The organism is Paenibacillus sp. FSL L8-0333 (assembly GCF_037965665.1).
Taxonomy (GTDB): Bacteria; Bacillota; Bacilli; order Paenibacillales; family Paenibacillaceae; genus Paenibacillus_AQ; species Paenibacillus_AQ odorifer.
This window is the reverse complement of the sequence record NZ_CP150186.1, coordinates 3,795,914-3,809,859: the sequence shown is the minus strand read 5'-3', so window position 1 is coordinate 3,809,859 and position 13,946 is coordinate 3,795,914. Positions and strand designations below refer to the sequence as shown.

Below are 13,946 nucleotides of genomic sequence, written 5' to 3'. Positions count from 1 at the left end.
GGTTAATGTTATAATAGAGTACTGGACCTATTTTGGACTTAAGAACGAGAAGGTAAGGAGCGAATGTTTTTGAAGACACTTATTATTGCGGAGAAACCGGACATGGGGCGGAATATCGCCGCCGCAATAGAACCAAAGGCTAAAAATTACCGTTCCTATCTTGAAGGGGAGCAGTACATTATTACATGGGCAATAGGGCATCTAATAGGATTGGCTGAGCCGGATGCATATGATGTAAAATACAAAAAATGGAATATTAATGATCTTCCCATTATTCCGGACCAATTCAAGCTGGTTCCTAATGCGCGGACCATTGATCAGCTGAAGGTAATCGGAGAGCTGGCTAAACGAAGCGATCTGCTAGTAAATTCTTGTGACGCCGGGCGGGAAGGCCAGCATATATTTTCGCTCATTCAGCGGCATTTGAAGCTTGAACATCCTGTGAAACGGCTGTGGATTTCCGATTTGACACCAGAGACAATCCGCAAAGGATTTCAAGAGCTAAAGGATGGGGCGGAGTACGAGAATCTAACAAAAGCGGCAAAAGCGCGCAGTGAAGCCGATTGGCTAATCGGTATGAACGGATCACGTGCATTTACTACGAAACATAATGTGCTGCTGTCGGTGGGGAGAGTTCAAACTCCAGTACTTGCACTTATTTATGATCGCCAGAAGACGATTGAGGCGTTCTCATCCCTTAAGTTTTTTGAGGTAGAGGGCCATTTTACACAAAATGAAATGACTTATAAAGGCATGTGGCAGGGTGACCGGCTGACTGATGGTGAGAAGGCGGAGGCGCTGGCTGCCAAGGTCAAAGGAAAACCGGGACGGATTGACTCTTATGAGGTTAAGGAAACGAAAGAGTATCCGAATAAACTGTATGATTTGACGCTGTTGCAGCGGGAGGCGAATGGGAAGTACGCTTTTTCCGCTAAAAAAACACTCGATATCGCACAAGCGTTATATGAAAAGCATAAGGTGATATCCTATCCGCGGACAAATTCTAACTATGTTACAGAACAGAATATTCCGGAGATGCATAAGACTTTATCTGCGCTCCAAGGGACGGCTTATGATGAATGGGTGAAAGGCGCGAATCGTAATCTCGTTCATAAAGGAAATAAATTTATCTGCAATCCCTCGAAGGTCGAGGATCACCATGCGATCTTGCCTACATATCGAAAAGCAACAGGGCTTAGTGCGGATGAGGGAAAGCTGTATGATTTGATTGTGCGGCGATTTTTGTCACAGTTCTATCCGGCTGCGGAATATAAAGTGCATACGGTTATGACTGATGTAGAGGACGAAAAGTTCAAAACTACTGTTAAGGAATTATTAAGTCTCGGCTGGAAGGTCATTTACGCGGACCAGAAAAAAGACAAAGCAAAGTCGTCCAAGGGAAAAAACAAGGATGATGAGGAAGACGAAGAGATTGAAGTGAATGAACCGTTCGCAATTGCTCCGGCAGATGAAGTGATCTGTAGTGATGCGATTGTTAAAGAGAAGGATACACAGCCGCCAAAACACTATACAGAAGGCACGCTGCTTAGAGCGATGGAAAGTGCCGGAAAACAGATTGAGGACGAAGAGCTTCGGGATGCTATGAAGGATTCAGGGTTAGGCACTCCAGCCACACGTGCTGCAACCATTGAACGGCTTAAGAATGTCGGATACATTGAAATGCAAGGTAAAAAAATCGCCATCACGCAAAAAGGACGAACGGCTATTGAACTGATACGTGGAGCGGGCATCGAGCTGTTGACTTCACCTGAAATGACCGGCCAGTGGGAACGTCGCTTGAACGAGATATCCAGAGGAACGGCGTCGGACGGACAATTTATGGAGAATGTAAAAAGATTCGCCTGTATGATCGTGGACAAGGTTCGTGTGCAGTCTCGGGCGTCCAAAACTTCTTTTGAAGGGGAAACTCCTTCTGTGAATACAGGGGCTAAAGGTCGGAGTGGTGGAGGTACATCTCGTAAAACTAGCGATAAACCTGCCGCGCCAAGAAAACGTAAACCAGCTAACGAAGAGGAATCAGCAAATTCAGGTCCGAAAATTATCGGAAACTGCCCGCGTCCTGGCTGTGGCGGGATGATTTTTATGGGTAAAAAAGGCTACGGCTGCTCTCATTACAAAGAAGGCTGCAAATTCGTGATCTGGAAAGAGAACCACGGGCGTACCCTTACAGATACACAAGTAAAGGCATTGATTGAAAAGGGCCGTACGGGTAAGCTGAAGCTTGCGAGCGAAGACGGCACCCCGCTGGAAGGGAAACTTGTGCTTAATAATATGGATACGGGTCAATTAACAGTGGAGTCATAGTTTAACTGGAAGCTTGAATGGATCATGGATGATTACAGCGAATTTGCACGTACGAAGCCACTATCGGACACAGATGACCCTAAACGCGGGAATACGTCCTTTTTGGACTGCTATCGGACCGCATAGTCGTTATTGGCATGAAAAGGGGTATATATGCACCGCTTGCGGGAGAATAGCAGCACTGGAGTCCGCAAACTTGCCCCAACGGCTATAAATTCGCCAATAGCTTCAGCTGGGTCCGTAGTCATGACTATTAGTCGGACTCGCCGTATAGAGGATATGGTTTCAGTGTCGGCTGTGGGTGACCATATCTTTTACACATAAAATTCATTAGTAAAGAGTGTAGGACATACCTATCTTAAACGGGATGTAGTAACTTGTGCGCACAAGATATTATGATTACGTAGGGGGCTGATCTTCACTCTTTTTTTATCCTACGGGATAAATTCAAAGGTTACATTTTGATAGGGCAGTATAGTCACTACTAGAATGGAAGGAAGGATGACATCATGGGAATGCGTGGATATTACTTCGCAATGGATGACAACCTAGTGCAGCAAATTATTGCAGGCGACATTGCATTGAAGAGCTTGAAAATAGATGATTATCCCGGACTGGACATTGATAGATCCTGGGAGGCGATTCACTACTTGCTTTGTGGAGCTATTTCCGATGGAGATGCCCCTCTTGGCTATGTTGTTCCGCTGACGTCAGACAAAGGCATCGATTTTGGCTCATTCGGGGCGTTTTCCTTACGCGCTGAGCAAGTTGCAGAAGCGCTTCAGGCTATTTCTGAGCTGGATGAAGCGCAGCTCCGCTTGCGGTATGATTTCCCGGCCATGGTCAAGGAAGAAGTATATCCTCTTGAACCTGATATTGTTTCAGACGAGGATAAGGATGCGTTCTTTGCCTACCTGCTACAGCATTTTAACGATATCCGGCGCTTCTACAGCCAAACTGTAGCCGAGGGCAAAGGTCTCATCTTTTATATTTTCTGATTCTAACCAAAAGGCGATACACGTCTCCTGATTCCAATGAGCGCGATAAAAAAAGAACCTTGGACTGCTGAAGATTATGACGATTAGAGAAATAAATGACCAATGCGGGAAACAGTAGGTTCAAGTAATCGATGAGACGAAGAGGGGGAAACGGAAATGAAGACGATCAAGCGCATGATGGACCACCTGTACTGGGCGGACGCACGAATCTTGGAAGCGCTCGAGGAGAGTGAGATGAAGAACAATGACCTTCTGAAGCTGGTTCGGCATGTCGCGGTTGCGGAACGAGTCTGGCTGTCCCGATTGCAGGGCAAGGGCAGTGCGCAATATTCGTTATGGGAGGAAGCGGAAGACCTGACGGCGATCCGAACGATGTTCGAAGAAAACGCCGAGCAATATCGTGTGTATATCGAAGGGCTGGAGGAATTTGATTTGGACGTGATGATCGACTACGCGAACCAGAACGGAGTCCCGTTCCGAACGTCCGTCCGTGACATCCTGTCGCAGGTCATTTTACATGGGCAATATCACCGGGGACAGATCAACCGGGCACTGCGGATCGAATTGGCAGAGCCTGTCCAAGTCGATTACATCACGTTCGCGAGACTCTAACAGGGCCTAATCATCACCATTACCCGGAATGAGATGGGCATTGAACTTCTCCGATATGATCTAGTTTACTCACGCAGGCTCATGAATTCGTAGGATTTTACCTTTAGCTAAATGTGAGATAAGAAGGAAATTGAGGAGGCGGTGGCTTGGAACAACTGTAAGGGCATGTGATTTTCACTCCCATGTCTCAACGGGTCCGAGCCCTTTTATTTAATGCCTCCCGGTACTCCGTGCTTCTTGTCCATCCTGCGAATGCATGACACGCTTAAGCTGCTTGCGGAAATACTTTGACAGAACGATAGGGTTATACACCGACCACTAAGTGCAAAGAGGAAATCTGATGAGATTCCGAAATAGTAGGACCAAAACGTTTGATTTGTCATTGAATGATAACGTTGATATTTTCCAAGGCGATTTAAGGTACAAATATATCCTCTCCTCTCTTTTCCGCAAGTAGAATCAAGTAATGCAAATTCCATTACTCTACAATGACTATAGAGTGGTTGAAACGAGGTGAACAGACCAATTGTACGAGTGGCACAAGCAAATCCAAATAATCGTTAATGAAATTGACGAGTGTATTAAGAATCGTAACAGTGAAGCAATAACGCTACGATTTCTTTCTCACAAGTTAGGTTATTCCGAATTTCATACTACGAGAAAATTTAAGGAAATATCGGGAATGCAATTTAGGGATTATCTACGGCATAGAAAATTAGCCTTCGCACTAAAAGAGGTTCGGGATAGTGAAAAGAGCATTTTGGATATTGCTTTTGATTATGGTTTTTCATCACATGAAGCTTTTACCAGGGCTTTCAAGGGAACATATGGTGTAACTCCAAGTGAATACCGGAAAAGGCCTATGCCTGTCGCCCTTCGTACAAAAATAAACTCTTTCGACCGCTACTTTTTCGGATTTGGAGAGATTGGTATGATGAAATCTACAGATGATCTTGACATTTATTTTGTAACCATTCCCACTCACAAATTTTTGCACATTAAAAACTATGAGAGTAATGGGTATTGGGATTTTTGGCAAAAGCAAAGCCTTATTACAGGACAGGACTGCGAAACTATTTGCGGCTTACTCGATAGTATCAAGGGCAAATTGGATGACGATGGTGGGAGTGAATCTAACGGTGGCAGCGGTCAGATTATGGCTTACATTAATGACCCGGATGGCAGACTCTGCGATTGGGGTATTCCACGTACAGAGTGTTTTGGTGTACGTCTTCCTCTTGATTATAAAGGTGAAGTACCTCCACAAATGCTTATGATTGATGTTCTCGAAGCCGAGTATATTGTTTTTGAACATGGGCCATTCAATTATGAACAGGAAAATCGTAGTGTAGAGGAAAAGATGGAAAGGGCAATGGCAGCTTTTAATTTTGCAGACACTGGTTACTGCTTTGATACTTCCCCTGGGAGAATCCATTACGTTTATCACGATCCGGAGCGGTTGTTGAAGTATATCAGGCCAGTAGTGAAGTTGACCTCCAAGCTAATCGAAACAGATTAAGCAGGTGCTATGTGTTGATGAAGAAAATAAGCAGACTGTAGTGTAGTCTCCGCAATCATATAGTCGCATGATTAGTTGGATTATCTGCTTTAGAAGCAATATAAGTTTAGAGATCCCTATTGTTGTTTGAGTTATTGACAGAATATTCCTATTATCTTATATTAAACTTAATTAATAATTACCAAATGCGATGAAGAGGACAATTAGATCTGGAAACGCCGTTCAGAGAACTGCCGGTTGGTGCGAGGCAGCGGATATCCGAATCAAAAAATCACCTCAGAGCTGTCCCCCGAATTATAGTAGATGGGACCGGGATTCTACCGTTACAAAGAAGCATCGTTGTTGGACGATGGCTAAGAGGGCGTTTATTATAAACGTCAATCAGGGTGGTAACGCGGAGCAACTCCGTCCCTAATGGGATGGGGTTTTTTGCGTCTTCATTAATTAATTATTAAATTGGCAGGCGAAAAATCAACAAACTGTAAGAAGAACGATTAGTTCGAAAAATCTGGAAAAACGTTGAGCAGATGAAAGGGTGATATTGCAATGCAATTCAAGTTGTATACGGATGTGCATGAGTTTTACAATGATACCTATGGTATGCTGATGCGTCATGAAGCACAAAATTTGATTCCTCTTGGCAATATCATAATTGGGCATGAAGGAAAAGACAAAACAGACTGGCGTGACCCTGTAAATTGGCTTATGGTAACTATTTCAGATTCTAGGGGCATACAACTTACCGCCATAATGACACCGCCACACAATATTACGCTTTATGCAACAGACAACATAATAAACCCAGAAGCTATAAACTGTCTGATAGATGGGCTGAAAGACCGTGAAATTCCAGGTGTGATGACCGAAAAAACCTTGGCAGAGTATTTTGCCAAAGAATATACCTTGCGCAAGGGAATATCCTTTAAAACAATGATGAGCCAACGTATATATGAACTTACTGCAGTAAATCCAGACATTCAAAAGGTTGGTATCGTTCGATTGCTAGATGAAAAGGATATTCACTTTTTCCCATACTGGGCTGAAGCATTTTATGCAGCGGGGAATTATGGTAAAACAGAAATGTCCATCCCGCAAGATGCAGACCCTTACCTCTACCGAATAGCATCGAAGAAACTCTATATTTTAGAGGACAACGGGATACCCGTATCTATGGCAGGATATACAAGGGAAATGCAGACGGCAATTGGCGTGGCATTTGTTTATACCCCTCCATATGAGCGCGGAAAGGGTTACGCTACTTCAATTGTGGCGCAAATAAGCCAACTTGCATTGGATAAAGGGTTTATTAAGTGCGTCTTATATACGGACTTAGCAAATCCCACATCTAATAGCATCTATCAAAAGATAGGCTATATGCCAATTTGTGATTCGCTTCAGTTAAAATTTGAATAGTAGAATGATGCGGACAGAACTTCTACTACTTTAGAAAATAAGAGCACAATATTCACTATACGACGGCGCGTTTTGGTGATGTAGGTTCAACAGATATGCTTGCAGCTGCAGCTGTAGGTGCCAAAAGAATTCTCGTAGAGACAGGATGGAGTAAGCAGTCTCTGGAAAATTATCGTCACACATGGTATGAGCTAGCATCAACAGATTTTGTTGCAAAGGACCTCTTGAATTGAAGAGCTTGAAGGTCGATTGATCGAGCTTTGGGAGAAATATAGAGTTACAACCAAATCCAACTGTATAACTCCAGGGTTGACGAGTTATAAAAAAATGAGTTGACACAAAAGTAGTTAGGGACCATACTACATATATGAACAACAATAATAAAAAAATAAACGACATTGAGGCTATTCCCTCGCTTGTACAATCCAAGCGTCAGATTGATCGTTATAACCTAGACATAGACGCACAGGCTATACTCGTCGCGTCTAGGCTAATGGCAGCGGGAGCCATGCTTGGACACGCCTCTGAGATTCATTTCTCTAGATTCGGTTTATCAACAGGGCGTTATCGTTTATTGGCAGATCTTGAAGATAACGAAGGAGAAGAGTTGCCTTCGCAATTAGCGGAGCATCTAGGCGTTACACGTGCTACAGTGACTGGTCTTATCGATATTCTTGAACGAGATGGGCTAGTATCTCGGCGATTAAGCTCAGACGATGGCCGTCAGAAATCAGTCGTTTTAACGGAAGAAGGAGCGAAGAAGCTCCGTGAAATGGCTCCTGAGCATTTCGCTCGGCTGGAAGCGATGGTGGGGTTGCTCAACATCGAAGAACGCAGCGTATTTCTCGACTTGCTGGGTCGAGTTACACAGGGCATTTCAGCACTTACGGGCGAATTAGGCTCGAAACCAAAGGGAAACATCAGTAATGAGTAGAATTGGGCTAGTGAAGCTAGCCTTTTTTTACTCTTATATAGTTAGGTGCCTAATTATAATTTACTGAAATCAATCGTTGAACTATTTCAAAGAAGAAGGGAGCAACTAAATGAACCAGATGAAATACCCGAATCAGACAGAAGATGTTTACAGCATCAAGGCTGTTGGTTCCAAGAAAAAGACTTTTGTACTATGGCGTGAAGTTGTAATGGCCTATGCTGCTCCTGCCATTATGGCAGGTATCGGGGGATTGGTTACTGTAGATAGGGGGCTTCAAATAGCGGCATTGACTACTATTGGCGGTGCATCGGCCTTGATGGCCTTGATGATTGGACTTTTGTTGCACAGCCGAGTGGGCCGTTTGCGATGGGTCATCGGTGCACCTCACTTGGTTGTGGTAGGGGTATTCGCAATGGCCGGGTCCTCATTTGGGCTATACGCTGCATGGGTGACATCTGTTGTAGTAGAAATTATGATTCCGAGTAATCACTTGGCCTGGGTAAATCGTGTCTGGATCGATTTCCCGTTGTCTGGATTCATAGCGAGCACGATAGTGACATGGCGGTGGCGACTTGCCTTCACAACTAATTTTTCATCCAAAAGGAGAAGATAAAAATGATAGTTATTATCGGAGCAACAGGTACGATTGGAAGTGCGCTTTTGGAACGTTTGGTTGATCTTGGCGTACCTGTCAGGGCGCTGAGCAGAGAGCCAGAGAAGTTGCGTGATCAAATCGGAGAGAAAGGCCGATCGACTACTGAGGTCGCAAGGGTAGACGCTTCCGATCCTGAATCGCTGCGACGTGTGTTTACAGGTGCTAGCCAGCTCTTCCTTGCCATGTCCAACAGTCCAAGACAAATCGAATTGGAAACCTCAATCATTCAGATTGCCACCGAATCTGGAATCAAACACATCGTAAAAATATCTAGTCCAGCTTTTGAGCAGAGCTCTCCAGTGGCAGTGGCGGGCTGGCATCAAGAAATTGAGAACACGTTGAGGGAATCGGGTATCACCCATACCGTATTGCGCCCTTATGCGTTCATGCAAAATTTAATGCGCTTTGCACCAACGATCACAACCCAAAATGTTTTCTTCGGCTCTATGGGCGTTTCACCGTGTAACTTTATTGACTGTCGCGATATTGCAGACGTTGCCGCAGAAGTTCTGACCAACCACAAGGTATCAGGCCATATATATACGCTTACTGGTTCGGAGATTTTCAGTTATCCCCAGATCGCGAGTCGACTATCTGCCCTGCTTAATCGGCCGATAAGTTACATCAACATGGAACCTCAAGTACTACTCCGTAATCTTATTGAGCATGGGAATCTGCCTCCTTGGCTCGCGAACCACGTTGTGGAAATTCAAACCATGTCTAGGATGGTGCCAGAAAGTCCAAATGACACTGTGAAGCGTTTGCTCGGCAGAGATCCACGCACACTAGACGCCTTTCTACATGAGTGTATAGATAATTTCCGGTAGAGGCGGAGTCCACCTATTCTGATATTTGTATCGATAGCAGTATTTTATTCCGATTCCCATATCTCAATGGTTCAGAGTGTATCCCAAAGGTCATAAAATGACTGCTGGGATACACTCTTTTTATTATGTTCTATGGAACTCATAGAACTTGTTCTTCTATAGCGTTTATAACAGCATTACAAGAAATAAGCTAAAATTCGTCAATAAGTTAGTGTTATTTACGAAATAACACTAAAAAAGCTAATAAAATATTAACGAAAAGTTCATATTCAACAAATAAGTTATATTAATTATAACGAGTTATGCTAACTAACGTAACATTTTTTCTTGACAATCTTTGTGGAAAATTTTAGAATGTAAGCGATTACTCTTAGTTTTCTAAGTGAAATTCAAAAGAAGACATTCGAAAGTTCACAAACAAACATCTGAGTTTAAATTTAGGGGGGGCAAAACATGAGAAGGTGAAGGATAACATCATAGATAACAAAAAAATAAAATGTTATTTTTTAGATTCATGACTATGTACGAGGGGGTTCACTTGAGGATGAAAAAAAAGAACGCGTTCTTAGCTCTACTTCTGTCATTTTCTTTGTTATCTGTGACTGCTTGCAGTAATTCCTCTAATACTGCCAATGAGAACGGTAAAAATGCTGCAGGCAATAGCAATACTTCTGTAAAAGCAACCAGTGATGTGGGTCAAACGGCAGTTAAGAATGAAGGTGCTGCTGATCTTGAAATTAAGGCGGGAAGTTCGGTAACCGTTTTCAATCCAAAGATCCCGACGCTTGATCCTACACAATGGCAAGGACAAATTCTGGTAGGGCAAGGAACTTTGCTCGAAGGGCTTTATGGCTACAATCAGGATAATGAAATCGTTCCGAAAATTGCGACAGGTTATACCGTCTCCGACGACAAAAAAACTTGGACATTTACCCTCCGTAAAGATGCCAAATGGTCTAACGGCGATCCTGTGACCGCCCATGATTTTTATTTTTCTTATATGTATCAATTGGATCCAGCTAACACAACCGCACAACTTTGGCTAAGCGTGCTTAATTTTGTGAAGAACGGATATGCATACCATGCCGGATCTGTAAGTAAAGAAGAAGTTGGTCTAAAAGTAGTTGATGATTACACGCTGGAAATTACGACCACGCTGCCTCACGCGATTCTGGGTGATATGGTTCTTTCCGGGTCGATGCCTATGAATCCTAAAGCGGTCGAAGCGAACCCTGGTAAGTGGTTTGAACCGGGGAATTTTGTGAGCAATGGCCCTTACATGGTTAAATCTTTTACACCAAACGGTGAACTCGTCATGGTGAGCAATCCGAATTATGTAGGTGCAGCTGGCCAGCTTAATCACGGCAATGTAGAGACCATCCATGTTCTTCCGGCAACAACCGTGCCGGTGGAGGATTATATGTCCGGCCATGCGGATGTTGTTCTAATCCAAAGCGCGTCTGATTTACAATACGTGAAGAAAACGGATGAGCTAAAGTCCCAGTTGTATACTGCAGCGACTTATGCGATCAAATATTTGCTCTGGAGCAACCCGACAACGGAATCTCCATATGACAAAAAAGAGGTGCGCCAGGCTATCGCCAAAGCGATCCAACGTAAACCGATCGTAGAATCGGTGCTGAACGGCATGGGCGGGGCGACCAATATCTTTGCTTCACCAGGTTGGCCAACGGAAAAACTGGAGCAAGGACTTCCGGAAGATCTCGAGGCAGCCAAACAATTATTGAAGGATGCCGGTTATGAAGGCGGTAAAGGTCTGCCAACCTTATCGCTGTATGTTGGGGTCAAGCAAGTAGATGCTCAGGGTGAGCAAATCGCTTTGGCGTTAGGTCAATTACTGCAACAAAATCTTGGTATCAAAACAGAGCTAGTTCAGCTCAATGAGGCGCAGTTTAACGCTTATCAGTACAGCGGTCCTCAGGGCGACGCAAAACCGGGCTTTATTCTGGCGTCGGGCGCAACAAACTGGAGTGAACCAGGAAGTTTGGACATGGGTGCAACGCAGCAACTATATTCCATAGGAACGCTGGATGCTCCATTAGAAGCTACGAAACAATTCGTGGATTGGACCAAGGAAACTTATTATAAACCGGCCATTAAAAAATATGGAGATCCGGACAATAAGAACGCCGGTGTGGAATGGAGCGACTGGGCAGCATTAGAAAAAGCTGCCAAAGAGGATATCGCCTTTTTGGATAAATGGACAGCAGAGCAGCCTGCGGATTGGCAGCCTTATCTGAAACAACCGGGGCTTCCAACGGCCGCCGAACAATGGCAACAGATTGTAGATCTTTGGAAAAATGCTAAAAATAACGATGAAAAACATGCCGCCTTTGTAACCGCTTGGACCTTCGTAGCACCAAACGCGCCAGGTGGCAAGTTGAATCAAAATGCACTTGATGTACAGGTATACTATAACGGTTATCAATCCGATACCTTAAGAGATTTGAGAATGTGGCAAGCGCAATTCGTAAATGCGCTGACCGTCGAAGACGCTGCTCCTATCGCGGCTAAGGTAGTTAATAACCTGCTAGAAGAAGCTTATGCTATTCCGTTGTATTATCAACAGCAATACTTCTTGGTAAAACCCGGCATTACAGGAGTGCAATCAAATCCTTGGGCATGGGGCAACTTCTATGGGCTGCATCTTTTATCTGTAGAATAATCCTAAATGGGTTGAATAATTACCAATCGCGGGCGCCAATTATGGTGCCCGTGAATCGGTAAAGGAGGGTCGAATTTGACCATATTGAAATTTATTTCAAAGCGCATTTTACAAATCATTATCACTTTAATTTTGGTCATTTCAGTCAGCTATACCATGATGTATTATTCACCTGGCGGTTTCATGAATACGAATACCATGGCTACGGCACTGGCTCCGCTGCAAGGGCAAAACCCTGTTCTCTATCAGCAAGTCATGGACCAATTTCAAAGCCGGTATGGTTTAAATTTACCGCTGTGGCAGCAAATCATGAAGTATATATGGCATCAATTAACCTTCGATTTCGGTAATTCGATGCAGAATCCGTCTTTGCAAATTGCGACTCAACTGAAGCAAGCTTTGCCGATCAGTACACTTTTGGCATTTGGTTCTGTTGTTCTTTCGGTAATTATCGGGGTTCCGCTTGGCATTATTGCAGCACTCAAACGTAACACTTGGATCGATTATGTTGTAAGCACCATCTCATTGACGGGTCAGGCCATTCCGGCATTTGTTCTCGCGGTGATTATGGTTTTGTTATTTGGTGTTGTGTTTCAAGGGATTCTGCCTGTAACGGGATGGGGTCACTGGAGGCAAGCAATTTTGCCGATTATTTGTTTATCTGCGGCAAATGTCGGTGTTGTGGCCAGATATATGCGGGGCAGTCTGATCGAAACCATGAGGTCGGATTTTATGCGGACCGCAAAAGCTAAGGGCGTCAAATATTGGCCGATGATTTTTAAGCATGGTGTCAAAAATTCGCTGACAGCGATGATAACCGTCATCGGACCTCAATTTGCTTTTACAGTGATGGGCACGATCTGGGTGGAGCAAATTTTCGCCATTCCAGCGCTTGGTCAGGTGATGCAGACGGCATTTACCAGTTTCGACTATCCGCTCGCCATCACATCTGTATTTCTGCTGGGATCCATGATTATGATTATGAATTTACTTGTTGACATTATTTATGCCTTTATTGATCCGCGTGTCAGATTATAAGCGGCACAGACTATACGAACCTAGGAGGGGGAGCAATTGGCTGGCACAGTTGCAGCAACTCAATCGGATGTAGCTTTGAAGAGAAAAAAGAATCTTCAGAGATCCCAGTTTTATCAAGGTTGGAAGCGATTTAAAAGACATCGTCTTGCCGTTATTGGTTTGGTCTGGGTTGTCCTTTTTTTGATCGCGGGGATTATCGGACCTTGGGTGGCTCCGTATGATTATCGCACGGGAGATTTTTTGGCCATCAATCAAGGGCCGACATGGCAGCATATTTTTGGCACGGATAATGTGGGGCATGACATGTTCAGCCAGATCTTGTTCAGTGTTCGAAGCGCTTTGATTATTGCCTTTGGCGCGACTTTGGTCAGCTTCATCATCGGGATCATATTGGGCTTATGGGCCGGATTGCGCGGCGGAATTGCCGATATGATTATTATGCGTGCTGTGGATTTCATGATGACCTTGCCGGGATTTTTGTTCGCCTTGATATTAGTCATTATGCTGGGACGTGGGTATTTATCTTTGATTCTAGCGATTGGAATTCCGGGCTGGGCGGGGTATGCGCGCTTGATCCGAAGTCTGGTCCTGAGTATGCGGGACGGGGAGATGGTGGAAGCGGCAAGAGCGTTAGGCGCATCTCAGGCGCATATTGCTAGAAGGTATATGTTGCCGAATGTTATCGGCAGTATGGGTGTCTCTCTTGCCTTCGGGATTCCCGGTGATCTCATCCAGATTGCAGGCTTAAGTATTTTTGGCATGGGGCTTCGGCCGCCAATCCCTTCATTTGGGAGTATGATTGCTCAAGCCAGTGAGAATATTCTCGGCTTTCCGTGGCTGCTGTATTTTCCGGCAGGTATCTTTGCAATAACCTTGCTTTCGTTTCTGTTTGTAGCAGACGGTCTCCAGGAAGCATTCAGTCCGAAAGGAGGCAATTAA

Annotated in this window: 12 protein-coding genes and 1 other annotated feature; all 12 genes read left to right on the top strand. The window is 44.3% G+C overall.

All coding sequences use genetic code 11. The features are described from left to right. Positions 1 to 69 precede the first annotated feature (69 nt). The 12 genes from NYE72_RS17005 (at position 70) to NYE72_RS16950 (ending at position 13,946) form a co-directional block, all read left to right on the top strand. Entirely contained in the window at positions 70 to 2,325 is a 2,256-nt protein-coding gene (locus tag NYE72_RS17005; RefSeq protein ID WP_076098791.1) for a type IA DNA topoisomerase, read from the top strand. A gap of 509 nt (positions 2,326 to 2,834) precedes the next feature. Continuing rightward, positions 2,835 to 3,323 (top strand): YfbM family protein, encoded by a 489-nt coding sequence (locus NYE72_RS17000; protein ID WP_076103932.1) that lies wholly within the window; start codon positions 2,835 to 2,837, stop codon positions 3,321 to 3,323. A gap of 156 nt (positions 3,324 to 3,479) precedes the next feature. Next, positions 3,480 to 3,935, top strand: coding sequence for a DinB family protein (locus tag NYE72_RS16995; RefSeq protein ID WP_036687671.1), 456 nt, complete (start codon positions 3,480 to 3,482; stop codon positions 3,933 to 3,935). A 526-nt stretch (positions 3,936 to 4,461) separates the two neighbouring features. Further along, positions 4,462 to 5,454, top strand: coding sequence for a helix-turn-helix transcriptional regulator (locus NYE72_RS16990; protein ID WP_339210049.1), 993 nt, complete (start codon positions 4,462 to 4,464; stop codon positions 5,452 to 5,454). 181 nt (positions 5,455 to 5,635) lie between these two features. After that, positions 5,636 to 5,870 (top strand) — a binding site (T-box leader). Between the two features lie 130 nt (positions 5,871 to 6,000). After that, on the top strand, positions 6,001 to 6,867 hold the full coding sequence (locus NYE72_RS16985; RefSeq protein WP_036687666.1) for a GNAT family N-acetyltransferase: 867 nt from the start codon (positions 6,001 to 6,003) through the stop codon (positions 6,865 to 6,867). Positions 6,868 to 6,917: 50 nt separating this feature from the next. After that, positions 6,918 to 7,100: an HAD hydrolase-like protein gene (locus NYE72_RS16980; protein WP_256715430.1), complete on the top strand. Its 183-nt coding sequence runs from the start codon at positions 6,918 to 6,920 to the stop codon at positions 7,098 to 7,100. Between the two features lie 134 nt (positions 7,101 to 7,234). Then, the gene (locus tag NYE72_RS16975) at positions 7,235 to 7,801 is read left to right on the top strand and encodes a MarR family transcriptional regulator (protein WP_036687664.1); all 567 of its coding nucleotides are present in this window, start codon (positions 7,235 to 7,237) and stop codon (positions 7,799 to 7,801) included. Between the two features lie 109 nt (positions 7,802 to 7,910). Next, positions 7,911 to 8,414, top strand: coding sequence for a hypothetical protein (locus NYE72_RS16970; protein ID WP_174890041.1), 504 nt, complete (start codon positions 7,911 to 7,913; stop codon positions 8,412 to 8,414). Between the two features lie 2 nt (positions 8,415 to 8,416). After that, on the top strand, positions 8,417 to 9,283 hold the full coding sequence (locus tag NYE72_RS16965; protein ID WP_036687662.1) for an SDR family oxidoreductase: 867 nt from the start codon (positions 8,417 to 8,419) through the stop codon (positions 9,281 to 9,283). 544 nt (positions 9,284 to 9,827) lie between these two features. After that, on the top strand, positions 9,828 to 11,969 hold the full coding sequence (locus NYE72_RS16960) for a peptide ABC transporter substrate-binding protein (protein WP_051491527.1): 2,142 nt from the start codon (positions 9,828 to 9,830) through the stop codon (positions 11,967 to 11,969). A gap of 75 nt (positions 11,970 to 12,044) precedes the next feature. Further along, positions 12,045 to 13,007 (top strand): ABC transporter permease, encoded by a 963-nt coding sequence (locus NYE72_RS16955; protein WP_036687660.1) that lies wholly within the window; start codon positions 12,045 to 12,047, stop codon positions 13,005 to 13,007. A 36-nt stretch (positions 13,008 to 13,043) separates the two neighbouring features. Beyond that, a complete protein-coding gene (locus NYE72_RS16950; RefSeq protein WP_080742512.1) occupies positions 13,044 to 13,946 on the top strand; it encodes an ABC transporter permease in 903 nt (300 codons plus the stop codon).

Bases quoted from the DNA above. Each gene is read 5' to 3' on its own strand.
- NYE72_RS17000 (WP_076103932.1), top strand. From the start codon at position 2,835: ATGGGAATGCGTGGATATTACTTCGCAATGGATGACAACCTAGTGCAG.
- NYE72_RS16995 (WP_036687671.1), top strand. From the start codon at position 3,480: ATGAAGACGATCAAGCGCATGATGGACCACCTGTACTGGGCGGACGCA.
- NYE72_RS16985 (WP_036687666.1), top strand. From the start codon at position 6,001: ATGCAATTCAAGTTGTATACGGATGTGCATGAGTTTTACAATGATACC.
- NYE72_RS16975 (WP_036687664.1), top strand. From the start codon at position 7,235: ATGAACAACAATAATAAAAAAATAAACGACATTGAGGCTATTCCCTCG.
- NYE72_RS16970 (WP_174890041.1), top strand. From the start codon at position 7,911: ATGAACCAGATGAAATACCCGAATCAGACAGAAGATGTTTACAGCATC.
- NYE72_RS16965 (WP_036687662.1), top strand. From the start codon at position 8,417: ATGATAGTTATTATCGGAGCAACAGGTACGATTGGAAGTGCGCTTTTG.
- NYE72_RS16960 (WP_051491527.1), top strand. From the start codon at position 9,828: ATGAAAAAAAAGAACGCGTTCTTAGCTCTACTTCTGTCATTTTCTTTG.